This window comes from Geodermatophilus sp. SYSU D00697 (genome assembly GCF_054050175.1).
This window is the reverse complement of the sequence record NZ_JBJGYV010000002.1, coordinates 329,944-353,672: the sequence shown is the minus strand read 5'-3', so window position 1 is coordinate 353,672 and position 23,729 is coordinate 329,944. Positions and strand designations below refer to the sequence as shown.

General features: G+C 75.4%; 22 protein-coding genes. 16 read left to right on the top strand and 6 right to left on the bottom strand.

The window, feature by feature from the left end:
* Window positions 1–77: 77 nt before the first annotated feature.
* A complete protein-coding gene (locus tag ACI79C_RS03590) occupies window positions 78–2,390 on the bottom strand; it encodes a HelD family protein (protein WP_456944236.1) in 2,313 nt (770 codons plus the stop codon).
* A gap of 105 nt (window positions 2,391–2,495) precedes the next feature.
* Here ACI79C_RS03590 and ACI79C_RS03585 point away from each other — a divergent pair, with 105 nt between their 5' ends.
* The gene (locus tag ACI79C_RS03585; protein ID WP_456944235.1) at window positions 2,496–2,819 is read left to right on the top strand and encodes a DUF6191 domain-containing protein; all 324 of its coding nucleotides are present in this window, start codon (window positions 2,496–2,498) and stop codon (window positions 2,817–2,819) included.
* A gap of 7 nt (window positions 2,820–2,826) precedes the next feature.
* On the opposite strand, the gene ACI79C_RS03580 is transcribed toward ACI79C_RS03585, so the two are convergent.
* Window positions 2,827–3,831 carry an alpha/beta hydrolase gene (locus ACI79C_RS03580; protein ID WP_456944234.1) on the bottom strand — a complete coding sequence of 335 codons (1,005 nt, stop codon included), beginning with the start codon at window positions 3,829–3,831 and terminating at the stop codon, window positions 2,827–2,829.
* 302 nt (window positions 3,832–4,133) lie between these two features.
* Here ACI79C_RS03580 and ACI79C_RS03575 point away from each other — a divergent pair, with 302 nt between their 5' ends.
* From ACI79C_RS03575 to add, 15 genes are all read left to right on the top strand, one after another.
* Window positions 4,134–4,289, top strand: coding sequence for a hypothetical protein (locus tag ACI79C_RS03575; RefSeq protein WP_456944233.1), 156 nt, complete (start codon window positions 4,134–4,136; stop codon window positions 4,287–4,289).
* Window positions 4,290–4,485: 196 nt separating this feature from the next.
* Window positions 4,486–5,292 (top strand): alpha/beta fold hydrolase, encoded by an 807-nt coding sequence (locus tag ACI79C_RS03570; protein ID WP_456944232.1) that lies wholly within the window; start codon window positions 4,486–4,488, stop codon window positions 5,290–5,292.
* A gap of 5 nt (window positions 5,293–5,297) precedes the next feature.
* Entirely contained in the window at window positions 5,298–7,571 is a 2,274-nt protein-coding gene (locus ACI79C_RS03565; protein WP_456944231.1) for a SpoIIE family protein phosphatase, read from the top strand.
* A gap of 59 nt (window positions 7,572–7,630) precedes the next feature.
* Window positions 7,631–7,936 (top strand): hypothetical protein, encoded by a 306-nt coding sequence (locus tag ACI79C_RS03560; RefSeq protein WP_456944230.1) that lies wholly within the window; start codon window positions 7,631–7,633, stop codon window positions 7,934–7,936.
* A gap of 75 nt (window positions 7,937–8,011) precedes the next feature.
* Entirely contained in the window at window positions 8,012–9,172 is a 1,161-nt protein-coding gene (locus ACI79C_RS03555) for an acyl-CoA dehydrogenase family protein (RefSeq protein ID WP_456944229.1), read from the top strand.
* A 157-nt stretch (window positions 9,173–9,329) separates the two neighbouring features.
* The gene (locus tag ACI79C_RS03550; RefSeq protein WP_456944228.1) at window positions 9,330–10,415 is read left to right on the top strand and encodes an acyl-CoA dehydrogenase family protein; all 1,086 of its coding nucleotides are present in this window, start codon (window positions 9,330–9,332) and stop codon (window positions 10,413–10,415) included.
* Window positions 10,416–10,560: 145 nt separating this feature from the next.
* Window positions 10,561–11,169 (top strand): helix-turn-helix domain-containing protein, encoded by a 609-nt coding sequence (locus ACI79C_RS03545; protein ID WP_456944227.1) that lies wholly within the window; start codon window positions 10,561–10,563, stop codon window positions 11,167–11,169.
* A gap of 207 nt (window positions 11,170–11,376) precedes the next feature.
* Window positions 11,377–12,693 carry an MFS transporter gene (locus tag ACI79C_RS03540; protein ID WP_456944226.1) on the top strand — a complete coding sequence of 439 codons (1,317 nt, stop codon included), beginning with the start codon at window positions 11,377–11,379 and terminating at the stop codon, window positions 12,691–12,693.
* 8 nt (window positions 12,694–12,701) lie between these two features.
* Window positions 12,702–14,066, top strand: a complete 1,365-nt coding sequence (locus tag ACI79C_RS03535; protein ID WP_456944225.1) for an FAD-dependent oxidoreductase — start codon at window positions 12,702–12,704, stop codon at window positions 14,064–14,066.
* Complete coding sequence (locus ACI79C_RS03530; protein WP_456944224.1) at window positions 14,063–15,265, top strand: CaiB/BaiF CoA transferase family protein; 1,203 nt, start codon at window positions 14,063–14,065, stop codon at window positions 15,263–15,265. Before ACI79C_RS03535 ends, ACI79C_RS03530 begins: the two co-directional genes overlap by 4 nt.
* Window positions 15,262–16,065 carry an enoyl-CoA hydratase-related protein gene (locus tag ACI79C_RS03525; protein ID WP_456944223.1) on the top strand — a complete coding sequence of 268 codons (804 nt, stop codon included), beginning with the start codon at window positions 15,262–15,264 and terminating at the stop codon, window positions 16,063–16,065. Before ACI79C_RS03530 ends, ACI79C_RS03525 begins: the two co-directional genes overlap by 4 nt.
* The gene (locus ACI79C_RS03520) at window positions 16,062–16,961 is read left to right on the top strand and encodes a dihydrodipicolinate synthase family protein (RefSeq protein WP_456944222.1); all 900 of its coding nucleotides are present in this window, start codon (window positions 16,062–16,064) and stop codon (window positions 16,959–16,961) included. Before ACI79C_RS03525 ends, ACI79C_RS03520 begins: the two co-directional genes overlap by 4 nt.
* Entirely contained in the window at window positions 16,961–17,734 is a 774-nt protein-coding gene (locus ACI79C_RS03515) for an SDR family oxidoreductase (RefSeq protein WP_456944221.1), read from the top strand. The genes ACI79C_RS03520 and ACI79C_RS03515 overlap by 1 nt, the downstream gene beginning before the upstream one ends.
* 12 nt (window positions 17,735–17,746) lie before the next feature.
* A complete protein-coding gene (locus ACI79C_RS03510) occupies window positions 17,747–19,201 on the top strand; it encodes an aldehyde dehydrogenase family protein (RefSeq protein WP_456944220.1) in 1,455 nt (484 codons plus the stop codon).
* Window positions 19,198–20,175 (top strand): adenosine deaminase, encoded by a 978-nt coding sequence (gene add / locus ACI79C_RS03505; protein WP_456944219.1) that lies wholly within the window; start codon window positions 19,198–19,200, stop codon window positions 20,173–20,175. The genes ACI79C_RS03510 and add overlap by 4 nt, the downstream gene beginning before the upstream one ends.
* Before the next feature lie 67 nt (window positions 20,176–20,242).
* Here add and ACI79C_RS03500 read toward each other — a convergent pair whose 3' ends face one another.
* From ACI79C_RS03500 to ACI79C_RS03485, 4 genes are all read right to left on the bottom strand, one after another.
* Window positions 20,243–20,863, bottom strand: coding sequence for a putative quinol monooxygenase (locus ACI79C_RS03500; RefSeq protein ID WP_456944218.1), 621 nt, complete (start codon window positions 20,861–20,863; stop codon window positions 20,243–20,245).
* A 102-nt stretch (window positions 20,864–20,965) separates the two neighbouring features.
* On the bottom strand, window positions 20,966–21,586 hold the full coding sequence (locus ACI79C_RS03495; protein ID WP_456944217.1) for a hypothetical protein: 621 nt from the start codon (window positions 21,584–21,586) through the stop codon (window positions 20,966–20,968).
* A gap of 83 nt (window positions 21,587–21,669) precedes the next feature.
* Complete coding sequence (locus ACI79C_RS03490) at window positions 21,670–22,293, bottom strand: hypothetical protein (RefSeq protein ID WP_456944216.1); 624 nt, start codon at window positions 22,291–22,293, stop codon at window positions 21,670–21,672.
* Window positions 22,294–22,547: 254 nt separating this feature from the next.
* A complete protein-coding gene (locus tag ACI79C_RS03485; RefSeq protein WP_456944215.1) occupies window positions 22,548–23,720 on the bottom strand; it encodes an HNH endonuclease signature motif containing protein in 1,173 nt (390 codons plus the stop codon).
* Window positions 23,721–23,729 lie beyond the last annotated feature (9 nt).

Below are 23,729 nucleotides of genomic sequence, written 5' to 3'. Positions count from 1 at the left end.
CGCCGACCTCGCGGTGCACCGCGAGGTCGGCGACGACGCCGCGGGGCCGGCCCGCCCGAGCCGACGGCGACCCCGCCTCAGGCGAGGCGGGCGAGCTCCGCGGGCAGCGCCCCGGGGGAGAGGACGCCGAGCCGCTGGGTGGCCCGGGTGAGGGCGACGTAGAGGTCGTTGTGCCCGCGGACGCCCTCGTCGAGGACCCGCGCCGGGTCGACGACCAGCACGCTGTCGAACTCCAGTCCCTTGGCCTCGGTCGGGGTGACCACCACCGGGCCCAGCGAGGAGTCCGCGTCCGGACCGCTGGTGACCTGCTGCACCCGCGCGGCCACCGCCGAGGCGACCTCGGCCACCCGGCTCGCCGGTGCGATCACCGCGGTGGTGCCCTCCGCGGCGGCGAGCTCGGCGGTGACCTCGGCGACCCGTGCGGCCAGCTCCTCCTCGCCGGTCAGCTCGGCCCACGGCGCGGAGGTGCCGGGCCGGACCGAGCGCGGCGAGGTCGCGCCGGTCCCGCCGGCGGCGAGGACGTCGGCGGCGACGGCCATGATCTCGGCCGGCGTGCGGTAGTTGACGGTCAGCTCCTCCAGCCGCCAGGCGTCGCCGACGTGCGGGCGCAGCGTCTCGTCCCAGGCGTCGGCCCCGGCGAGCGTGCCGGTCTGGGCGAGGTCGCCGACCGCGGTCATCGACCGCGTGGGGCAGCGGCGGACCAGCAGCCGCCACGCCATCGGCGAGAGCTCCTGGGCCTCGTCGACGACGACGTGCCCGAAGGTCCAGGTGCGGTCGGCGGCGGCCCGCTCCGCGGTGGTGCGGGTGTCGAGCGTCCGCTGTCGCTCGGCCAGCTCCTCGGCGCCGATCAGGTCGCCGGCGCTGAGCACCTCGGCCTCCAGGTGCTCGTCCTCGAGGTCGATCGAGCGTGAGCCGTGCAGCACGTCGAGGGTCTCCTGCGCCTGGGCCAGCCGGCGGCGGCGGTCGCGCTCCTCGCGGGCCCGCTGCGCGCTGTCGTCGAAGCCGAGCAGCTCCTCGGCCTCCTCCAGCAGCGGGACGTCGGCCGGGGTCCATGCTGACGGGGAGGTGGCCGATCCTCGAGGGCGGTGCAGCAGCGCCCGCGTCGCGTCGTCCCACTCCGGCGTGGCGGTGGCGATCCGGTCCGGGTCGGCGAACAGCTCGGTGAGCAGCCGCTCGGGGGTCAGCACCGGCCACAGGTCGTCGACGAGCAGCCGGACGGCGGGCTCGGCGGCGACCTCCCGGCGCAGCGCGGCGACGTCCTCGCGGTCGAGCAGGTTGGCCCCGCCGCGGACGTCGGCGCCGATCCGCTCCGCGTAGCGCTTGGTGAGGACGTCGACGATCCGCCGGGCGAAGTGCGGCCGGGCCAGGTTGTGCAGCCGGTCGGCCTTGCGCGCCGCGTTCTGGGCCCGCTTCACGTCGATGGGCCGCAGCCGCAGGGGGAAGCCGTCGACGACCACCTCCCGCGGCCCGGCGGGGACCACCTGCCGGTCGGTGACGGCGCGCTCGAGCACCTCCACCATCTCCAGCCGTCCCTTCACCGCCGCGGTCTCCGGCGACTCGGTCCCGCGCGCGTCCAGGCCCGGGCGCAGCTGGCCCAGCCCGGCCAGCAGCACGCCGGTCTCGCCCAGCGAGGGCAGGACGTCGGCGATGTAGCGCAGGAAGGTCGGCGTGGGCCCGACGACGAGCAGGCCGCGGCGGGCCAGCCGCTCGCGGTGGGTGTAGAGCAGGTAGGCCGCGCGGTGCAGCGCGACGGCGGTCTTGCCGGTGCCCGGCCCGCCCTGGACGACGAGGACCCCGCGGTCGTCGGCGCGGATGATGCGGTCCTGCTCGGCCTGGATGGTGCGGACGATGTCGGTCATCCGGCCGGTGCGCGCGGTGTCCAGCGCCGCCATCAGCGCGGCCTCGCCGGTCAGGCCGGAGCCGGCTCCCCCGGAGGTGAGCACCTCGTCGTCGAGCCGGACCACCCGGCGCCCGCGGGTGCGGATGTGCCGGCGGCGGGACACGCCCAGCGGGTGCACCGGGGTGGCGGTGTAGAAGGGCCGGGCCGCGGGCGCGCGCCAGTCGACCAGCGCGGGGTCGCCCCCGGCGTCGTCGGCGGCCAGCCCGATCCGGCCGATGTAGAGCGGGCCGTCGTCGGTGCGGTCGATCCGCCCGACGCACAGGCCCGCCTCGGCGGCGTCGAGCGCGGTGACCCGCTCGGTCTGGAACCGCACGGTGGCGTCGCGCTCCTGCAGCGCCTGCGGGTCGACCGCGGGCCAGGAGATGGCCTGCTTGAGCCGCTGCTCGGCGAGGTCGCGGGCGGCGTCGAGGCGGCCGTAGAGCTCCTCGACGTACTGCTGTTCGGCTTCGATCTCGGGGTGGGGAACGACCTCTGGCTGCGTCGTCGGCACTGCGCGTCTCTCTGTCGGTGTCTCGGCTCAGGAGCAATCGCCCATGGTGCCCCTGCATTCCCGGATCGTGCGGCGGACGCACCAGTGAGCCCTACCCTCGGTGCCGTGGGTCCCGGACTCCTGCTGTCGCTGACCCTGCCGGGTCTGGTGCTGCTGCTCGTCGTCCTCGGGGTCGCCGAGTCCGCGTGGGCGCGCCTGGGCCGGCGCAGCCCGGTCACCCGCCGGTCCCGGCACGCGCTGTCCGCCGGCGGGATCGACGTGTTCTCCGCGGCGCTCGCGCCGGGCCGGGAGGCCGACCTCGAGCAGCAGCGGGTCCAGCAGACCAGGCGCGCGGACGACGAGGACGGCGCGCCGCCGCACAGCACCGTCGACCTCGACGCCGGCGTCGCCGTCCTCGTCGTGGGGCACCGGCCCTCAGCCGCCGGGTAGCCGCCGCTCAACCACCGAGCAGCCGGCGCAACCAGCGGGTGCGCGCCGCCCGCGCCTCCGTGGAGATGGTGGCGTCCGGGGCGAACCCGTCGAAGCCGTGGAAGCCGCCCGGCCACACGTGCCGCTCGGCGACCCCGCCGGCCTGCCAGATCCGGGTGGCGTACTCGACGTCCTCGTCGCGGAAGGTCTCGGCGGAGCCGACGTCGACGAACGCCGGCGGCAGGCCGGACAGGTCGGTGGCCCGTGCCGGTGCGGCGTAGGGGGAGACGTCGGGGCCGCCGCGGGCGTCCCCGAGCAGCGCCGTCCAGCCGGTGCCGTTGGCCGTGCGGTCCCAGACGCCGAGGCCGGCCATCTGGTGGGCCGAGACGGTGTCGTTGCGGTCGTCGAGCATGGGGCACAGCAGCAGCTGCCCGGCCAGCGCGGGACCGCCGCGGTCGCGCGCCAGGAGGGCGACCGCCGCGGCGAGGCCACCGCCGGCACTGACGCCGCCCACGACGATGCGCGCCGGGTCGATGCCGAGGTCCTCGGCGTGGGCGGCGGTCCAGACCAGGCCGGCGTAGCAGTCCTCGACCGGGCCCGGGTGCGGCGTCTCGGGCGCCAGCCGGTACTCGACCGAGACCACCGCCATCCCGAGCTGCTCGGCCTGCTCCACCATGCCCAGGACGCCGGAGCGGTTGTCGCCGATGATCATCCCGCCGCCGTGGATGGCGTAGATGGCCGGCGTCGGGCCGGTCGCGGTGGTGGGCCGGCAGACGAGCAGCGAGATCTCCGGCGCCCCCTCCGGGCCGGGGACCGTCCGGTCCTCGACGGTGAACGCGCCGCCGCGGCGCAGCTCCTCGTCGGTCGGTCGCGGGGTGAGCTCGGCCTGCCGCAGCGCCGGGATCTGCTCGGCGGTGAGCGGGGTCGAGAAGACCTCCGCGAACGCCTCGAGCGCGACCGCGCACTCCGGGTCGAACGGGGGCGGCGGGCCGATCTCGGCGGCCGGGCGGGCGGACGGCGACGTCAGGGTCACGGGACCTCCAGGGCTTCGGACGGCGGCCTCATCGTGGTGGCCGGGGCCCGCTCCGGGCCACCCTCTCAGCACTCGCCGGGCAGGGCGACCGTGACCTGCGGCGGGACGTCGGCGGAGGAACCCGTCGTCCCCGGCCGGTGCGGGACCCACCACGGCTGCGACCGGACCCGTGCTGTGGCCCAGGAGCGGGGACCAAGGCCTCTGGCGCCGATCACGGGAACGGACCGGGACGGCAACTCGTAGGTCATCTCGACGTCATGTCGTCTGCCTACCGTCGGGCCTGCACACCTCAGGAGGAAGCCATGACCGCACCCACCGCCCCCCGTCCGACCCGCCGCGCCCCCGGCTCCCGGACCCGCCCGCGTCCCGAGCGCTCGGCCTGGACCTGCCCCAACTGCCAGCGGGAGACCCAGCCGCCGCGCAAGCGCTGCTCCGACTGCGGCACCTCGCGCTACTGAGGGCGGACGCCCTGGCGGCGGGCCGACGAGGTCCGCGGGTGGCCGGCGGCGCGCCCCGCGCGACGTCGGCGCGGTAGCCCGGCGGCCGCCGGGATCCCCGGGGGCGGCGCGCCGCCGCGGGCGGATCCGCCGGAGGAGCCTTCCACCGGGAGGGGACGGGGGGACAGGGACGGGGCCGTCCGGATACCGTCGGCCGGTGAGCGTGATCATGCGGAACCGGGTCCGCGTGACCGGGGTCGACGGGGGTCGACCCATGGTGTTCGCACACGGGTTCGGGTGCGACCAGGAGATGTGGCGGTTCGTCGCCCCGGACTTCGAGGTCGACCACCGCGTCGTCCTGTTCGACCACGTCGGCTCCGGGCGGTCGGACCTGTCGGCCTACGACCCGGTCAAGTACGGCTCGCTGCGGGGGTACGCGGCCGACGTCGTGGAGCTGTGCCGGGAGCTCGAGCTCGAGGACGTGGTCTTCGTCGGCCACTCGGTGAGCGCGATGATCGGCGTCCTCGCCGCGCAGCAGGCCCCGGAGCGGGTCGGCGCCCTGGTGATGGTCGGCCCCAGCCCGCGGTACGTCGACGACGCGGACTACACCGGCGGCTTCTCGCGGGCCGACGTCGCCGGGCTGCTCGAGTCACTCGACAGCAACCACCTCGGCTGGTCGAGGGCGATGGCCCCGGTGATCATGGGCAACCCCGACCGGCCGGAGCTCACCGAGGAGCTCGCCAACAGCTTCTGCCGCACCGACCCCGACATCGCCCGCCAGTTCGCGCAGGTGACCTTCCTGTCGGACAACCGCGCCGACCTCCCGGGCGTCCGCGTGCCGACGCTGGTCCTGCAGTGCGACGCCGACGCGATCGCCCCGCACGTGGTGGGCCGCTACGTGCACGAGCAGATCCCCGGCAGCGTGTTCACGCAGCTGTCCGCGACCGGGCACTGCCCGCACCTGAGCGCGCCGGAGGAGACCACCGCCGCCATCCGGGCCTTCCTGTCCCGCCTCCCCGGGTGATCGCCATGGAGGAGCCCGCGGGCGGCCCCCGGCCGGAGGACCCGGGCCGGCTGCAGCGGCTGCTCGACGACGACCCGGCCGACCTCTACGAGAACGCACCGTGCGGCTACTTCTCCGCGCTGCCCGACGGCCGGGTGGTCAAGGTCAACCGCACCTTCTGCGAGTGGACCGGCCGGGCGGCCGGGGAGCTGCTGGGCACGCGGTTCCAGGAGCTGCTCAGCATCGGCGGTCGGGTCTTCTACGAGACGCACATGGCGCCCCTGCTGCGGATGCAGGGCGCGGTGCGGGAGGTGGCGCTCGACATCGCCCGGGGCGACGGCTCGCTGCTGCCGTGCCTGGTCAACGCCGTCGAGCTGCGCGACGCCTCGGGCGCGCCGGTCCTGGTGCGGGCTACGGTGTTCGAGGCGACGTCCCGGCGGCGGTACGAGCGGGCGCTGCTGGCCGCGCAGCGCGCGGCGGCGGAGTCGGAGGCCCGCTCGCGGACGCTCCAGCAGGTGGTGTCGGAGCTGGCGGCGGCCACGTCGGCCCGGGAGGTGGCCCAGGTGATCGTCTCCCGCAGCCGGGCGGCGGTCGGGGCCAGCGGCGCGGGGTTGTGGCTGGCCACCGAGCGGCGCGACGCGGCCCGCCCGGGACCGTCGGTCCCGCCCATCGAGCTGGTCGCCGTCGACGGCATCCCCCCGCAGCTGCTGCGGCAGATGGAGGCGGCCGCCGTCGGGGGTGCCGAGCTGGTGCGCGAGGGCGGGGTGCACACGGTGCCCCTCGGTGCGGGCGTGCGCGCGGTGTGGCCGGGGCTGGCCGCGGCGATGGAGGAGACCGGCCAGGAGGCGCTGGTCGTCGTCTCGGTGAACGCCGACAGCCGGCACCTGGGGGCGCTGGTGCTGCTGCTGGGCTCGCTCGGGGACAGCGAGCTCGTCGAGCTCACCGAGCCGGGACGCCGGGGCAGCCTGCCGCAGGCCGACCTCGACCTGCTGGCCACCGTCGGCCAGCAGGCCGGACAGGCGCTGGAGCGGGTCCGGCTGTACGAGGAGACCGCGCGGGCGGCGGAGCGGTCGGCGTTCCTGCTCGACGCCGCGCGGCTGATGGCCTCGGCGCCGGACGTGGCGCGGATGGCGGAGCGGCTGGCCGAGCTGGCGGTGCCGCGGCTGGCCGACATCTGCGTCCTGGACCTGGTCACCGAGCACGGGCCGACCCGCCCGGCGGTTCGGCACGGCGATCCGCGGCGGCGCCGGCTGGCCGACGAGCTGCGGGAGCGGCACCTGCCCGTCCGCCACCCCGCACACCCCGGCGTGCAGGCGATGGAGCAGGGGCGGACGGTCTGGATCCGCGAGGTCACCGACGCCTGGCTGAGGGAGGTCACGAGCGACGAGCGACACCTGGCGACCGCCCGGGCGCTGCAGCTGCTCAGCCTGGTCTGCGTGCCGCTGCGGGCGGAGGGCCGCACGCTCGGCGTGCTGACCCTGGGCACCGACCGGCGACGCGGGCCGTTGACCGCGGCCGACGTCGAGGTCGCCGAGCAGCTGGCCCTCCAGGTCTCCCAGGTGGTCGACAAGGGGCAGCGCTTCGAGCTGGAGGCCCTGACCTCGCACACCCTGCAGGCCAACCTGCTGCCCCCCGCCCCGCCGCCGGTGCCCGGCCTGGGGGTCGCCGTCCGCTACCTCGCGGCCAGCCTCGGCGCCGACGTCGGCGGCGACTTCTACGACGTCGTCCCGCTGCCCGGCGGTCAGGTGGCGCTGGCCGTGGGGGACGTCGTGGGGCACGACATCACCGCGGCGGCGGTCATGGGCCAGCTGCGCAGCGTCTACCGGACCCTGCTGGCCGACGGCGCGACGCCGAGCGCGGTCATCGACCGGCTGCAGTCCGCGTGGTCGCTCCTGGGGCTGCAGCGCATGGCGACGGCGCTGTTCGCGACGCTCGACCCGGCCAGCGGGCAGCTGCGCGTGGCCTCGGCCGGGCACCTGCCGCCGCTGGTGGTCTCCGGTGAGGACGCCGCGCTGCTCGACGTCCACCCGAGCCGGATGCTGGGTGCCCCGCCGGCGCCCGCGCCGACCGCGGAGTGGGCGGGCGTGCTGTCCCCGGGGGCCACGATGCTGCTCTACACCGACGGGCTGGTGGAGAGCCGGGACGCCGACATCGACGAGGGGCTGGCCACCCTGCTGGACGCCGCGGTCCGGGTGGGGACCGACGACCCCGACGGGTTCTGCGACCGGCTGCTCGCGGAGCTGGCCGGCGGTGTGCGACCCGACGACGTGGCCCTGCTGGCGATCACCCGGATGCCCTAGCGCGCCGGCCCCGCGCGCGCGACCATCGGCGCAGGGCTCGTGCGGCGCGGGAGGCGGCCATGGAACGTTCCCCCAACCCGGTGACCGACGCGATCGACGGCGCCACCGGTGACATCACGATGTCCGGAGACGCGATGCGGTGGTCCCCGGAGCTGGCCGACGGACACGGGCGCGGCGCGGCCGCGTCCTTCCCGGGGGTGGACGTGGCCGCCGGGTTCGGTTCGCTCCTCGGGCTGGACGGCTCCGGGATGCGCCGGCTGGTCTCGGGCGCGGTGACCTCCCTGGCCACGGTCGCGGGGGACGTCGTCTCGGAGCTGCGCCAGCTCACCCGCGGGACCGAGACGGACGACGATCCCGAGCGCTGACCCGGCGCGCCGGGAGCGGCGGCGCCCTGTAGGAACGGTGGGGCACGGCCACACCGACGTGGGGAGTCGCACCGCATGACCAGCTCGCTGTCCCTGGCGCCCGCGCCACCGTCCGAGGCCGCGGAGAGCGTGCGGGCGGAGGTGCGCGAGTTCCTCGCCGCCGAGCTGGCCGCCGGCACGTTCGCCACGCACGTCGACACGTGGCTCTCCGGTGTCGATCCCGCGTTCTCCCGGAAGCTGGGCGAGCGTGGCTGGCTGGGGATGACCTGGCCGAAGCGCTACGGCGGGCACGAGCGGTCGGCGATGGAGCGGTACGCCGTCACCGAGGAGCTGCTGGCCGTCGGGGCGCCGGTCGCCGCGCACTGGATCGCCGACCGGCAGTCCGGGCCGAACCTGCTGCGGTACGGCACCGAGGCGCAGCGGCAGGAGATCCTGCCGCGCATCGCCGCGGGGGAGTGCTTCTTCGTCATCGGCATGAGCGAGCCGGACTCCGGCTCCGACCTCGCCTCGATCCGCACCCGGGCCACCCGCAACGGCGACGGGGACTGGGTGGTCACCGGCGCCAAGGTGTGGACGTCGAACGCGCACGCCTCCCACTACGGGATCGTCCTGGTGCGCACCTCGCCCGCGGACCCGTCGAACCGGCACGCGGGGCTCTCGCAGCTGCTCGTGGACCTGTCGCTGCCCGGCATCACGGTCAACCCGATCCGCATCCTCGACGGCGGCCACCACTTCAACGAGGTGGTGTTCGACGACGTCGTCGTCCCCGGGGACATGCTGCTCGGGGAGGAGGGCGGGGGCTGGCACCAGGTGACCGCGGAGCTGGCGTTCGAGCGCAGTGGGCCCGAGCGCTTCCTCTCGACCTACCCGCTGGTCGCCGAGTTCGCCCGCCGCGCCTGCGACTCCGGCGACCGCGCGCAGCTGGCCACCCTGGGCCGGCTGTCGGCGCGACTGCTGGCCCTGCGGCAGCTGTCGATGCGGATCGCCGCGGCGCTGGACCGCGGCGAGCTGCCCGACATCCCCGCGGCGCTGGTCAAGGACGTCGGGACGACGTTCGAGGCCGACGTGATCGACGAGGTCCGGCGGGTGGTGGACGTGCCGGCGTCGCTGGACTCACCGGACCCGCTGGGGCGGGCGCTGGCCGAGGCGCAGTTGCACGCGCCGGGCTACACGCTGCGGGGCGGGACGAACGAGATCCTCCGCGGGATCGTGGCGCGCGGGCTGGGGCTGCGATGACGACAGCGAGTGAGCATCGCGGGGAGATGCCCGGAGCCCGTCAGGGAGGAAGCATCGCAGGGAGCGCGAGCGAGCGAGGAGCGGAGCGACCGCCAGGGCGACTGGGACACGGACCGAGGAGCGGAGCGAGCGCGGAGTCGAGCAGGGGGCACGGCTGATGAGTGACCAGGACCTGGTGGTCGAGACCGTCCGGGACATCCTCGCCGCGCACGAGCCGTTCACGTTGAGCGCCGAGCAGCCGTGGGACGCCGGGCTGTGGGCCGACCTGGTCGGCACCGGGCTGACCGGGGTGGGCCTGCCCGAGGAGGCCGGGGGGTCGGGCGGGGAGCTCCCCGACGCGGTGGCCGTCGTCCGGACCCTGGCGGCCGGCGCCGCCGCGGTGCCGCTCGCCGAGCAGCTGCTGGTCGCCGGCCCCGCGCTGCTCGACGCCGACCTCGACCTGCCCCCGGTCGAGGAGCCGCTGACCGTCGCCACCGAGGGCGTGGTGCACGCCGAGCCGGTCGACGACGGGGACGGGCCCGGGCGCTGGACGCTCACCGGCACCGCGACCGACGTCGCGTGGTCCGGGGTCGCGCGGCACGTCGCGGTCCTCGCCACCGCGCCGCAGGGGATCGAGGGGGCCGTCCTGGCGCTGGTCGACGCGGCGGAGCTGGCGACCAGCGAGGCGCGCAACCTCGCGGGGGAGCCCCGGGGGTCGCTGGTGTTCGCCGCGACCCCGGCCGCCGGTGCCCTGCTCAGCCCGGCGCGGGCCGCCGGGCTGCGGGCCCGCTACGCGCTGGCGCGGTCGGTGCAGCTGGCGGCGGCGCTGGAGCAGGTGCTGGCGTGGACGGTGCGGTACGCGGGGGAGCGGCAGCAGTTCGGCCGGCCGCTGGCGCGGTTCCAGGCCGTCCAGATGGAGCTGGCGGAGATGGCCGGCGAGGTCACCGCGGTCAGCGCGCTGGTCGACGCCGCCGTCCGGCGGCTGGCCGGTGCCGACCACGCCGCCGACCAGGACGTCGTCCTCGCGGCCGCGGCGGCGAAGGTGCGGGCGGGGGCCGCCGTCGAGGTCGTGGCGCGCCTCGCCCACCAGGTGCACGGCGCGATCGGCTTCACCCAGGAGCACGCGCTGCACCACCTCACCCGGCGGTGCTGGTCCTGGCGGGACGAGGCGGGCGGCGAGCGCGCCTGGTCGGAGGTGCTCGGCGTCGGGCTGCTGGCCGGGGGCGGCGACGACCTGTGGCCGGCCCTCACCCGCGTGGTGTGAGAAGCCCCTCGGTGCCGGAACGGACACGGCACGGAAACATGCACCAGAGTGAAGAAACCGAAACGTAATGCCGGCCGACCGTTGACCAGAGTGAAGCACTTCACTAACGTGTAGATCACTGACGCCGCACCTGGAGGTCGACGCGATGGCACTGCCCGACGAACCCGCGTCGGTCGGCCCGGCCATCTCGGCGATGCTCTCGGACCTCGGGGACCAGATCCGCTCCCTGCGCAAGGAGCGCAACCTGACCCTCGAGCGGCTCAGTGAGCTGGCCGGGCTGAGCACCGGGATCGTGAGCCAGATCGAGCGCGGGCGGGGCAACCCCTCGTTCTCCACGCTCGCCCAACTGGCGCACGGCCTCGACATCCCCGTCGGCCGGCTGCTGTACGTCTCCGAGCAGAACCGCTCGCCGGTGGTGCGCAAGGACCAGCGGCGGCGACTCGACGGCCACGGTCTGGGCATCGAGGACGACGGGACGTACGAACTGCTCACCCCCGACTTCACCGGCTCCCTGGAGGCGGTGTGGGTCGAGACGCCACCCGGCTACGACACCAGCGCCACCCCCTACCGGCACAACGGCGAGGAGTTCGGGCTGGTCATCTCCGGGCGGCACGTCGTCCACCTGGACGGGGTCGCCCACGAGCTCGGCCCGGGCGACTCCATCCGCTACGCCAGCACCGTTCCGCACTGGTACAGCAACCCCGGCCCGGAGGTCTCGCGGGCCGTCTGGGTGATCACGCCACCCACCTGGTGATGCCCCCTGCGGTGACGAGACGAGTCGCCGCCTGACGGTGCCGTGACGGCCCACCGCCGCTCCCCGCGGCCGGTGCACCGCACGCACCGAGCACGTCCCACACTCACCCTGACCGCGCCAGCGGCCTTCGGCGACCCCGCACATGGGGTCGCCGGCCGCTCCCGTGGCGATCCCGCGCACCCCCGTGCGCTCCGAGGAGATCCGGCGATGACCGTTGAGGCAGCTCCGCCCCCGCAGCAGCAGACGATCCACGACCGACCGCAGCAGTCCCCGGCCACCCGCCGGGCACTGCTGGGCCTGGGGCTGGGCAACACGCTCGAGTGGTACGACTGGATGATCTTCGGGCTGCTGTCGGCGCTGATCGGGCCGCAGTTCTTCCCGAGCGACGACCCGGTGGCCGCGACGCTGTCGGCCCTGGCGGTCTTCGCCGTCGGCTTCGCCATCCGCCCGCTCGGCGGCGTGCTCCTCGGCACCGTGGCCGACCGCCTCGGCCGCCGCCGCGTGATGCTGTGGTCGGTCACCGCGATGGCGGCGACCACGCTGGTCATCGCGGTGATGCCGACGTACACGACGCTCGGCGTCTGGGCCGGCGTGGTCCTGCTGCTGTGCCGGCTGGTGCAGGGCGCCTCCACCGGCATCGAGGCCCCGCTGTCGACGTCCTACGCGGTCGAGCTCTCCCCGGAGGGCAAGGAGGGCCGCGCGGCCGGCCTGATGAGCTTCTTCGTCAACCTCGGCATCCTGCTGGCCTCCCTGGTCAGCTTCCTCACCAGCCTCGTCATCGGCGCCGACGCCATGCTCGAGTGGGGCTGGCGGGTGCCGTTCGCCTTCGGCGCCCTGCTCGGGGTCGTGGTGATCTGGCTGCGCCGCGCGCTGCCGGAGTCGCTCACCGAGGAGGAGGTCACCGAGGCCCGCGAGGGCGGCAACACCGTCTGGCGCGGCATCGGCCGGCACTGGCTGGGCATCCTGGCCATCGTCTTCGTCGTCGGCGCGGCGCAGGCCTACAACTACGCCTGGAACGTCGGTCTGCCGAGCATGGCCCGGGGCACCTTCGGCGAGGACCCGACCTGGGTCTTCGCGATCACCACCGCCCTGGCCGTCGTCCTGCTCATCGGCTCGCCGCTCACCGGCGCGCTGGCCGACCGCCAGACCCTGTCCAGGACCTTCCTGGTGACCCGGCTGCTCGCCGTCCCCTCGGTCTTCCTGGTCCTGCTCTACAGCGAGCCCGGCATCTGGGGCTTCGCCGCGGTCATCCTCGGCGGCTCGGTCGTGCTGGTCCTGAACATGACCCTCTACAACGTCGTCGCGACCTCCCTGATGCCGAAGTACTGCCGGGCCACCGGCGTGGCCCTCGGCTACGGCGTCGCGGTCGCCCTCTTCGGCGGCACCGCCTCCTACCTCCTGGTCTGGCTGCAGCAGCAGGGCCTGGACTGGGTCTTCCCGGTGTACGTCGCCGTCCTCTCGCTGCTCAGCGTCGCGACCTACCTGGTCGCCCGCCGGCGCAGCGGCGTCTTCTGCGGAAAGTGAGCTCCCCGATGGACCCCCGAACCCTCTCCGTGACCTCCGCCGACGTGCGGGCCGACGTGGTCGGCCGCTCGGACGTCGTCGTGGTCGGCGGCGGCCCGGCCGGCGTCAGCGCCGCGGTCGCCGCGGCCCGCCGCGGCGCCTCGGTCACCCTGCTGGAGCGCTACGCCGCCCTCGGCGGGCTGGCGTCCGGCGGCATGGTGCTGGTGCTCGACGACATGGTCAACGGCGACGAGATCACCGTGACCGGCGTCGTCGACGAGTACGTCGAGCGGATGGCCAAGCTGGGCCTGGCCGTCTACCCGCCCGAGCACGAGCGGTACGCCTCGACCGAGACGTGGAACAAGTGGGGCCGCTGGGGGACCTTCGACTTCCACACCCACAGCAACCCCAAGCCGATCTGCTACGCGGTCGCCTTCGACCCCGACGGCTGGAAGCGGGTCTCCAACGACCTGGTCCGCGAGTCCGGCGTGGACCTGCGGCTGCACTCCTGGTTCTCCCGCCCGATCGTCGACGACGGCCGGCTGCGCGGGGTGGTGTGCGAGACGAAGTCCGGCCCGCAGGCGGTCATGGGCGAGGTGGTCATCGACACCACCGGGGACATCGACGTCGCCTCGCGCGCCGGCGCCCCCTTCGTCCAGGACAGCTACCTGACCACGCTGGTCTTCCGCCTCGGCGGGGTCGACGTCGAGGCCGCGGAGCGGTTCGAGCAGGGCAACCCCCGCGAGGCCCGGGCGATCAACCGCACCATCAAGCGGCTGCTCGGCGGGGCGTGGGAGCTGTGGTGGCTGCGCACCCCGGTGCCCGGCGTCGTCTGGTGCAACGCCCCGCACATGTCCGGCTACGACGGCACCGACCCGGCGTCGCTCACCCAGGCCGAGTTCGACGCCCGGGACAAGATCTCCGAGGCGGTCACCTACGTGAAGGCGCACCTGCCCGGCTTCGAGAACTCCTTCCTGGTCGACGTGGCCGAGCAGATGGGCGTCCGCCAGACCCGCCTGCTGCAGGGGGAGTACGTCGTCACCAAGGACGACGTCACCAGCCGCCGGCACTTCGCGGACTCGGTGAGCCGCGGCCGCGACTACTACACGCCCTACCGCGCGCTGCTGCCCACCGGCGTCGACCAGCTGCTCGTCGCCGGCCGGCACTACTCGGCGACCCCGGACGCGCAGCGCATGTCCCGCGAGATCCCGCCGTGCATGGCGATGGGCCAGGCCGCGGGCATCGCGGCCGGCCTCGCCGTCGCGCAGGGGGTCGACGTCCGCGCAGTCGACCCGGCCGACATCCAGCGGGGGATGCGCGACCAGGGCGCCGACCCCGGTGACGTCCCCGCCCCCAACGCCACGATCGACACCCCCGTGGAGGTGCTCGCATGACCACGCCGTCCGCAACCACGCCCCAGCCGCTGTCCGGCATCACCGTCGTCGACTTCACCCAGGTGTACATGGGGCCCAGCTGCACCCAGCTGCTCGGCGACTACGGCGCCGAGGTCATCAAGGTCGAGCGGCCGGGCGTGGGCGACCTGTCCCGCAGCTCGTTCCCCGACCCGGCGGGCCTGGACAACCCGATCTTCCTGTCCATCAACCGGAACAAGCGGTCGCTGTCGGTGGACACCCGCTCCGAGGAGGGCAAGGACGTCATCCGCCGGCTGGTGCGCGACGCCGACGTCGTCGTCAGCAACTTCCGGGCCGGGGTGATGGAGCGCATCGGCTTCGGCTACGAGGCGCTGAGGGCGATCAACCCGCGGCTGATCTGGGCCTCGGGCACCGGGTTCGGTGACACGGGCCCGTACAGCCACAAGGGCGGCCAGGACGTCATCGCGCAGGCCTACTCCGGCGTGATGTGGCGGCGGGAGTCCGAGGACATCCCGCTGTCGGTCTACCCGACGACGCTGTGTGACTACACGACCGGCATGCACCTGATGCAGGGCATCCTGCTGGCGCTGCTGGCCCGCGAGCGCACCGGCGAGGGCCAGAAGGTCGACGTCACGATGTACGACTCGATGCTGCACATGCAGATGCAGGAGGCCTGCATGCAGCTCAACCGGGGCTACGAGGTCAACTGGGCCTCCATGCCGCTGTCGGGCGTCTTCCCGACCACCGACGGCGCGGTCTGCATGGTCGGCGCGTTCAAGGAGAACCCGCTGCGCGACATCTCCAAGGCGCTCGAGCTCCCCGAGGACCTGTCGCAGCGGCCGGAGTTCTCGACCAAGGAGGCGCAGGCGCAGCACCGGCACGACCTGCGCGAGATCTTCCTGGCCCGCTTCGCGACGAACACCACCGACCACTGGGTGGCGGCGCTGGAGTCGGTCGACATCCTCTGCGCGCCGGTCCGCACCCTGGCCGAGGCGCTGGAGGACGAGCAGACCCTGGTCAACCGCATGGTCGTGGAGATGGAACACCCGACCGCAGGCACGGTGAAGGCGCTGGACGCCCCGATCCACCTGTCGTCGACGCCCGCGACGGTGCGGCACGTGCCGCCGCGGCTGGGCGAGCACAACGCCGAGGTGCTGCGCGACCACGGCTTCACCGACGACGAGGTCACGGCACTGACCGGGTCAGGGGTCCTGCGATGAGCTCCGTCGTCCGGGCTGAGCACGGCATCCGCTACGAGCTCGACGGACACGTCGCCCGGGTCACCATCGACCGGCCCCACGTGCTCAACGCCGTCGACCGGGCCGCGCACGACCGGCTGCGCCGCACCTGGGAGGAGATCGAGGCCTCGCCGGACGTGCGGGTCGTCGTCCTCACCGGGGCGGGGGAGCGGGCCTTCTGCACCGGCGCCGACGTCTCCACGGCCGGTGTGGCCAAGACCGGCTGGGAGTACTGGGCCGACCTCGACCCCGACGGGTTCGGGGCGCTGTCGCTGCGGGAGACCCTCGACGTGCCGGTCATCGCCCGGGTGAACGGCTGGGCGCTGGGCGGCGGCATGGAGATGGTGCTCGGCTGCGACCTGGTGGTCGCCGCCGACACCGCCCGGTTCGGGCTGACCGAGCCGCGGATCGGCCGGCTGCCCCTGGACGGCGGCATGGTGCGCCTGCCCCGGCAGGTCCCGTACCACCAGGCGATGGGCCTGCTGCTGACCGGCCGCAAGGTGCCGGCCGCGGAGCTGTACCGCATGGGCCTGGTCACCGAGGTCGTGCCGGCCGCCGAGCTGGACGACGCCGTGCAGCGCTGGGTGGACGACGTCCTCGCCTGCGCGCCGCTGTCGCTGAAGGCCATCAAGCAGACGGTGCAGCGCACGCAGCACCTGACCGCCCGCGAGGCCAACACCGTGCGGCTGCCGGCGCTGGTCGCCGCGCTGCACAGCAAGGACCAGGACGAGGGGGTGCGGGCCTTCCAGGAGAAGCGCGCACCCGTCTGGAGTGGATCATGAGCACACATCTCGAGCCCGGCGTCTGGGGCGTCGTGGCCACCCCGTTCAGCGGGTCGACCCTCGACGTCGACGAGGGCAGCCTCGTGCGGCTGGTCGAGCACTACGCCCGGATCGGCGTCACCGGCCTGACCGTGCTCGGCGTCTTCGGCGAGGCCGCGCAGCTGTCGGCGGCCGAGCGCCGGGACGTGCTGGAGGCCGTCGCCGACAGCGTCGCGCTGCCGATCGTGGCCGGCATGACCTCGCTGGGCACCCGCCCGGTGATCGAGGAGGCGACCGCAGCCCGGGAGGCCGCCGGCGAGCGGTTGGCCGCGGTCATGGTGCAGGTCAACTCACCGCGGCCGGACGTGCTCACCGCGCACCTGCGCGCGGTGCACGAGGCGACCGGGCTGCCGGTCGTCGTCCAGGACTACCCGCTGGTCAGCGGCGTCTCCATCCCCGCCGACACGCTCGCCGCGGCCCTGGCCGACCTGCCGTTCGTGGCCGCGGTCAAGGCCGAGGCGCCGCCGACGACGGTGGCGATCGCGACGCTGACCGCGCGACAGCCGGCACCGGTCTTCGGCGGGCTCGGCGGCGTCGGGCTGCTCGACGAGCTGGCCGCCGGCTCGTCCGGCGCGATGACGGGGTTCTCCTTCCCCGAGGGGCTGCAGGCCTGCGTGTCCGCGTGGCAGGCCGGCGGGTACGCCGCGGCCCGCGAGGCGTTCCTGCCGTGGCTGCCGCTGGTCAACTTCGAGCAGCAGGTGCGCATCGCGCTCGCCGTCCGCAAGGAGTGCCTGCGCCGGCGCGGGCTGGTCGCCGACGCCGCGGTGCGCCCGCCCGCGGCAGGGTTCCCGGAGGCGCTGCGCGAGCAGCTGGCCCGGCACCTCGACGCCGTCCCGGCCGTGGCGGGGGTGGCCTGATGGACCTCGGCCTGACCGGTCGCTGCGCGGTCGTCTGCGCCTCCACCGGGGGGCTCGGCGAGGCGGTCGCCCGCGCGCTGGCCGCCGAGGGCGCCTCCGTCGTCGTGTCCGGCCGCCGCGGCGACCGCGCGAAGGAGATCGCGGCCTCCCTGCCGTCGGCCGTGGGGGTCGAGGTCGACCTCACCGCTCCCGACGGCCCGGCCGCGCTGGTCGCCGCCGCCCGCGAGGCGTTCGGCGAGGTCGACGCCCTGGTGCTCAACGGGCCCGGCCCGAAGCCGGGGCCGGCTGCCGGCGTCACCGACGAGGGGCTGGACGCCGCGGTCGACACCCTGCTGCGCCCGCACCTGCGGCTGCTGTCGCTGGTGCTGCCCGGCATGCGCGAGCGCGGCTGGGGCCGGGTCCTGGCCGTCGGCTCCAGCGGGGTCGCGGCCCCGCTGCCCGACCTGGCGCTGTCCAACCTGGGCCGGGCCGCGCTGGCCGGGCACCTCAAGACCCTCGCCGCCGAGGTCGCCGCCGACGGCGTCACCGTGAACCTGCTCCTGCCGGGGCGGATCGCGACCGACCGCGTCGCCTCCCTCGACTCCGCCGCCGCCGCCCGGCGCGGCGTGGCCGTCGCCGACGTCCAGGCGGCGTCGCGCGCCTCGATCCCGGCCGGCCGCTACGGCGACCCGGCGGAGTTCGGCGCCGCTGCTGCGTTCCTGTGCAGCGCCCCGGCGTCCTACGTGACCGGGACGGCGCTGCGGGTCGACGGCGGCCTCGTCCGCACCCTCTGAACTGGAGATCCCATGAGCCCGACCCTGACCGAGTCCGCCGTCACGACCGTCCGCAACCTGATCGGCGGCCGGTGGACCGGCGACGGCGCCACCGAGCGCCACAACCCCGCCCGGCCGGGGGAGGTGGTGGTGACCGCGCCGTCCTCCACCGGCACCGACGTCGACGCGGCCCTGTCGGCCGCCGTGGAGGCCCAGCCGGCGTGGGCGGCGCTGCCCGCGCCCGCCCGCGGGGCGATCCTGCTCGACGCCGCCGACCTGCTGCGCTCCCGGCACGAGCAGGTCGCCCGCGACCTCGTGCTGGAGGAGGGCAAGACGCTGGCCGAGGCCCGCGGCGAGGTCCGCCGCGCGATCGACGTCCTCCGCTACTTCGGCGGCCAGGGCTGGCTGGCCGACGGCGAGGTCCTGCCCAGCGCCACCCCGGGGACGACGGTGCTCACCCGGCGCGAGCCGCTGGGCGTGGCCGCGCTCATCACCCCGTGGAACTTCCCGATCGCCATCCCCGCCTGGAAGATGGCGCCGGCCCTGGTCAGCGGCAACGCCGTGGTGCTCAAGCCCGCGGAGCTGACCCCGCTGACCGCGGCGAACCTGGCGAGCGCCCTGGTCGACGCCGGGCTGCCGCCGGGGGTGCTCAACGTGGTCAACGGCCGCGGCGCCGTCGTCGGCGACGCGCTCGCCCGCGACCCGCGGGTGGCCGCGCTGTCGTTCACCGGGTCCACCCGCGTCGGTCTGGGCCTGCAGGAGACGCTGTCCGCCCGTCGGGCACGGGTGCAGCTGGAGATGGGCGGCAAGAACGCCTACCTCGTGCTCGACGACGCCGACCCGGTGGCGGCCGCGGGTGTCGTCGCGGCGGGCGCCTTCGGGCTGACCGGCCAGGCGTGCACCGCCACCTCGCGGGTGTACGTGACCCCACGGGTCCGGTCGGCCTTCCTGGCCGCGCTCGCCGAGGCCGCCGAGCGGGTCGTCGTGGGCGACGGGCTGGCCCCCGGCACGACGATGGGCCCGGTGGTCAGCGAGGCCCAGCTGGACAAGGACGTCACCGCCGTCCGCCGGGCCGTGGACGACGGCGCGGCGGTGCTCGCCGGCGGCAGTGCACCGGAGGGGCTGGGGTTCCGGCCGACCGTGGTCACCGACGTCGCTCTCGACGCCCCGATCGTGCGCGAGGAGGTGTTCGGGCCGGTCGTGGCCGTGCTCGAGGTCGCCGGCCTCGAGGACGGGATCGCGGCGGTCAACGACTCGCCGTACGGGCTGACTGCCGGTGTCTGCACCGGCTCGCTGTCGGCGGCGCACGAGTTCGCGGCGCGGGCGCAGGTGGGCGTGGTGAAGGTGAACCGGCCGACCGCCGGACTGGACCTCAACGTGCCCTTCGGTGGGGTGAAGGACTCCTCGACCAACACCTTCCGGGAGCAGGGGCCGCGGGCCACCGACTTCTACACCTGGGGGAAGACGGTCTACCTGGGGATCTCGTGACCGCTGACCTGGTCGCGCTCCCCAAGGCGGAGCTGCACCTGCACCTGGAGGGGGCGATCCGGCCGGAGACCGCCGCCGAGCTGGCCGACCGGTACGGGCGGCCGGCTCCGCGCACCGGCCGGTTCGCCGACCTGTCGGAGTTCGTGGTCGCCTACGAGGCCGCCCGCGACCTGATCGGGTCGCTGGAGGACCTGCGCCGGGTCGCCGCCGAGCTGCTGACCACGGCGCGGGAGAACGGGGTCGTGTGGACCGAGGTGCACCTGGTCCCGCCCACCTACGCCGGGCGGCTCGGCCCGGAGGAGGCGGTGGTGGAGGCGGTGCTGGACGGCCTGGCGGCGGGCGCCGACGGGGCGTCGGCCGCGGGGGTGGTCCTCGGGGTCAACCGCGGGCTGCCACCGCCGGCGGCGGAGCGGTCGCTGGAGCTGGCGCTCGCGTACGCGGGCCGGGGCGTGGTCGGCCTCGGGCTGGCCGGTGACGAGGCCGGGTTCCCGCCCGGGCTGTTCGTCGAGGTCTTCCGGCGGGCGGCCGACGCCGGACTGCCCGCGGTGCCGCACGCGGGCGAGGCGGCCGGGCCGGACAGCGTCCGCGTGTGCGTGGAGGAGCTGGGTGCGGTGCGGGTGAACCACGGCGTCCGGGTCGTCGAGGACCCGGCCGTGGTGGACCTGCTGCTCGACCGCGGGGTGTCGCTGGACGTCTGCCCGTCGTCCAACGTGGCGCTGCAGGTGGTGCCGTCCCTCGGCGAGCACCCGCTGCCGGCGCTGCTGGCCGCCGGGGTGCCGGTGTCGCTCAACACCGACTGCCCGCTGTTCGTGCAGACGACGACGGCCGACGAGTACGCGCTCTCGGCCGAGCGGTTCGGGCTGTCGCGGGAGGTGCTGGCGTCGATCGCGGAGACCTCGCTGCGGTCGAGCTCCTGCCCGGTCGACCGGCGCTCGGCCGCCCTGGCCCGGCTGGGGGAGTGGCGGGCCGCCTGACCGCGCGGGGCGGGGCCGGTGCCCCGCCCCGCGGTGGCCGTCCCGCTGCGGGGGACGGGGTCGTCCCTCAGACGGTCTCTGGGACCCGCAGGTGGTGCAGGACCAGCTCGAACTCGGCAACCTCCAGGATCTGGGCGCCCATCGCCGCGGCGAACTCCTCGCGGACCGCCGTGGCATTCGTGCGGGAGCGTTCCAGGGTCGCCCGGTCGGCGTAGGTCACCGCGCCGGCGCCGCGCCCCTCCCGCCGGTCCACCATGAGGCTGGCGCTGCAGAACCCGTCCATCTCCTCGAGGCGGGGGAGCAGGCTCATCTTGTAGGCGTCGACGACCCGGTCGACGTTCGCGGGGTCGGTGCGGCTCCACGTCACCCGGGTGCACGCCCCGTCGGGTGCCTGGTGCGCGCGGTGCAGGACGGCGATCTCCCAGAGCTGCACCTCCGGCTGCCCGCCGAGGATCCGGCTGGCCTGGTCGCGCATCGGCCCGACCCGGTCCATCGTGGCCCGCATCGCCTCCTCGGTCTCCCACGCGGAGGTCACGATGCAGCGGCCGGAGTCGCGGTCGGCGAGCATGGACAGGCCGACGCAGCCGGGCATCTGCTGGACCTTCGGCATCACGTCGTCCCGCATGTAGGCGGTCGCCTCGTCGATCGCCCCGGGGTTGCCGCGGACGGTGGTCGTTCGGGCGTACATGCCACCACTCCTTCCGGGAGGCGGCGAGCCCCTGCGGCATCGCCGCGCAGCAGAGCCTCCTCGCCGGGCGTCGCGGTGACAACGACCTCGTGCGGGGCCGCCTCAGACGGTCTCGGGCACGCGCAGGTGGGCGAGGACCAGTTCGTACTCGCCGACGTCGGAGAGCTGGGCCCCGGCCGTCGCGGCGAGCTCGTCCCGGGCCGCCGTGGCGTCCGCGCGGGACCGGTCCAGGGTCCTCCGGTCGGCGAAGGTGACCGCGCCGCCGGCCCGGCCCTCCCGACGGTCGACGACCAGGCTCGCGCTGCAGAACCCGTCCATCGCCTCGAGGCGGGGGAGGAGCGTGGCCTTGTAGGCGTCGACGAGCCGGTCCACCTCCGCCGGGTCGGTGCGGATCCAGGTCGTCCGGGTCCAGGCCCCGTCGGGAGCCCCGTGCGCGCGGTGGACGACGGCGATCTGCCAGTAGTGCACCTGCAGGGAGCCGTCGAGCAGCTCGGCGAGGCGCAACCGCATCGGGAGCAGGTCCGCGTCGCTGGCCCGCATCGCCGCCTCCGACTCCCACGCGGTCGTGGCGATGCACCGGCCGGACTCCCGGTCGGCGAGCATGGACAGCCCGACCCAGCCACCGGTCTCGCCGATGACAGGCAGCACCTCGTCGCGGAGGTAGGCGATCCCGTCGTCGACGGCGTGGGGGTTGCCGCGGATGGTGGTGGTCCGGGCGTGCATGCAGAGCACTCCTCTCGAGGTGGGACAGCGCTCCGGCCGGTGTCCGCGTCGATCCCGGCGGGCACCGGCCGGAGCCCCGGGGGTCAGACGGTCTCCGGCACCCGCAGGTGCGCCAGCACCAGCTCGTACTCGGCGACGTCGGTGATGGCCACGTTCGTCCGCGAGGCGAACTCGTCGCGCAGGGCACGGGCCTGCTCCCGGGCGCCCTCCATCGCCGCGCGGCTCTCGAACGTCACCGCCGAGACGCCCATCCCCTCCGCCCGGCTGACCAGGACGCTCATGCTGCAGAAGCCCCGGTACTCCTGCTCCATCCGGGGCACGAAGACCATCCGGTAGGCGTCGATGGTGCGGTCCATCTGATCCGGCTCGCAGCGGATCCAGGTGACCCGGGTCCAGGCACCCTCGGGCGCCTCGTGCACCCGGTGCAGGACCGCGATCTCCCACTCGCGGACCTCGGGCTGACCACCGAAGATCTGCCCGGCGCGTTCCCGCGAGGAGCGGACGCCCTCGGCGCTGGCGTGCATCGCGTCGGCGTCCCGCCACGCGGTCGTGACGATGCAGCGGCCGGACTCCCGGTCGACGAGCATCGACAGACCGATGGCGCCGTCCATCCCCTGGACCAGCGGCATCACCTCGTCCCGGACGTAGGAGATCCCCTCGTCCATGGCCTGGGGGTTGCCCTGGATGGTGGTCGAACGGGCGTACATGCCACCACTCCTCTCCCGGCACGGTCTCCGCCGGGACGGCGGTCCCGTCGGAGTCGGCGGTGCCCCTGCGGCATCGCCGCGCCGCCCAGCGTCCTCGCGGTCCGCAGGCGAGGGAAGGGCCCTCCGCCGCGCCGGCCGTCCACCGGCGGCTCCCGTGCCCGGTCCGCCCGATCGGCTGCGCGCCTCCGCGCCCGCTCCGGCCGGCCGCGCTCCCTCGGGGTGCGGCCGGCCGGAGCGGGCGGTCGCGCTGCGGGTCAGAAGGGGGGTGGGTCGGGTGCGCCGCTTGCCTCGAGCCGGGGTGGTCCGGGATCGGGTCGGTCTCCCGGCGGTGCGCTGATCCGGGTGAGACCCGTGGGCGTGGTGACCAGCAGCCGGCCGTCGCGGAGCAGGTCGAAGCGCCAGTGCCGGGCGAAGGTCTTGATGCGGTGGTGGGTGCGGCACAGGCAGCACAGGTTCCAGCAGGCGGTCGGGCCGCCGGTGGCGTGGGGACGGGCATGGTCGAGGTCGTGGCGGGCCGGCGGGCGGCGGCAGCCGGGCCAGCGGCAGCGGCGGTCGCGGGCACGGACGAAGCGGCGCTGGGCGACGGTGGGCCGGTAGCGGTGCGTGTCGGGAGGAACGGTGAGACCGGGGCCGTCGGTGGGTGGAGCTGTCGCGGTGGGTGGATCGGTCGCCTCGGCGGCTCGGGCATGCCGCGCCGTGTCGGTGGGCCGACCGGGTGCCCGCCGGTGGCGCCTGCGGCGGCGGGGGAGGCCGGCGGCGCGGGCCAACTCGGCGCGGGTGGCGACGGCCAGCAGCGCGCCGGTGACCGGGGCGTGCACGGCGAGGGTCACGCTGCCGCCGCGGGGGGCCGACCGGAGGCCGAGGATGTCCAGCCGGGCGAGCAGGTCCCGGCACTGGGCAGCGGTGACCACCTGCCCGTCGATCTCGGCGGCGGGCTGGTCGGCGGCGGTGGGGTCCAGGGCGGGCAGGTCGGCGTGGATGGTCAGCTGCGCGGTGACCGGTGGGCGGGTGGTGTCCCAGGGGCGCAGGATCAGATCGCGGGTCACCTGCGCGCGCAGCACGCCGATCGGCCGGTCGTCGCCGCCGACGCGCAGCAGCTCGGCGTACCGGCGCACGGCGTCGGCGCAGGCGTGCGCGTCGGGAGTGGGCAGCTCGGCGACGAACGCCGACAGGCCTCCTCGCCCGGTCGCACCCGCACGTCGGCGCGCCGGGCGGCCTCTCGGCGGCGGCGGTCGAGGGCGTCGGCGTCGACGCGGGCGAGCACCCGGCGGGTGTGCTCGCGCAGCTGCGGCGCGGGCGGCGCGGGCGTCGGCGGCCCAGATGTCGGCCACGTGCTCCAGCTCGCTGCCCGGCCCCATCAGGTCCGCCGGGCACACCGCCACCGGCACCCCCGTCTCCGGCAGCCGCGGCGGCTGGATGTCGAGCACGACCCCATC

What these genes read in the sequence shown, in the direction of transcription:
- ACI79C_RS03575 (WP_456944233.1), top strand. Translation starts at nt 4,134, where the DNA reads ATGACCGCACCCACCGCCCCCCGTCCGACCCGCCGCGCCCCCGGCTCC.
- ACI79C_RS03565 (WP_456944231.1), top strand. Translation starts at nt 5,298, where the DNA reads ATGGAGGAGCCCGCGGGCGGCCCCCGGCCGGAGGACCCGGGCCGGCTG.
- ACI79C_RS03560 (WP_456944230.1), top strand. Translation starts at nt 7,631, where the DNA reads ATGGAACGTTCCCCCAACCCGGTGACCGACGCGATCGACGGCGCCACC.
- ACI79C_RS03555 (WP_456944229.1), top strand. Translation starts at nt 8,012, where the DNA reads ATGACCAGCTCGCTGTCCCTGGCGCCCGCGCCACCGTCCGAGGCCGCG.
- ACI79C_RS03550 (WP_456944228.1), top strand. Translation starts at nt 9,330, where the DNA reads ATGAGTGACCAGGACCTGGTGGTCGAGACCGTCCGGGACATCCTCGCC.
- ACI79C_RS03545 (WP_456944227.1), top strand. Translation starts at nt 10,561, where the DNA reads ATGGCACTGCCCGACGAACCCGCGTCGGTCGGCCCGGCCATCTCGGCG.
- ACI79C_RS03540 (WP_456944226.1), top strand. Translation starts at nt 11,377, where the DNA reads ATGACCGTTGAGGCAGCTCCGCCCCCGCAGCAGCAGACGATCCACGAC.
- ACI79C_RS03535 (WP_456944225.1), top strand. Translation starts at nt 12,702, where the DNA reads ATGGACCCCCGAACCCTCTCCGTGACCTCCGCCGACGTGCGGGCCGAC.
- ACI79C_RS03530 (WP_456944224.1), top strand. Translation starts at nt 14,063, where the DNA reads ATGACCACGCCGTCCGCAACCACGCCCCAGCCGCTGTCCGGCATCACC.
- ACI79C_RS03525 (WP_456944223.1), top strand. Translation starts at nt 15,262, where the DNA reads ATGAGCTCCGTCGTCCGGGCTGAGCACGGCATCCGCTACGAGCTCGAC.
- ACI79C_RS03520 (WP_456944222.1), top strand. Translation starts at nt 16,062, where the DNA reads ATGAGCACACATCTCGAGCCCGGCGTCTGGGGCGTCGTGGCCACCCCG.
- ACI79C_RS03515 (WP_456944221.1), top strand. Translation starts at nt 16,961, where the DNA reads ATGGACCTCGGCCTGACCGGTCGCTGCGCGGTCGTCTGCGCCTCCACC.
- ACI79C_RS03510 (WP_456944220.1), top strand. Translation starts at nt 17,747, where the DNA reads ATGAGCCCGACCCTGACCGAGTCCGCCGTCACGACCGTCCGCAACCTG.
- ACI79C_RS03500 (WP_456944218.1), bottom strand. Translation starts at nt 20,863, where the DNA reads ATGTACGCCCGAACGACCACCGTCCGCGGCAACCCCGGGGCGATCGAC.
- ACI79C_RS03495 (WP_456944217.1), bottom strand. Translation starts at nt 21,586, where the DNA reads ATGCACGCCCGGACCACCACCATCCGCGGCAACCCCCACGCCGTCGAC.
- ACI79C_RS03490 (WP_456944216.1), bottom strand. Translation starts at nt 22,293, where the DNA reads ATGTACGCCCGTTCGACCACCATCCAGGGCAACCCCCAGGCCATGGAC.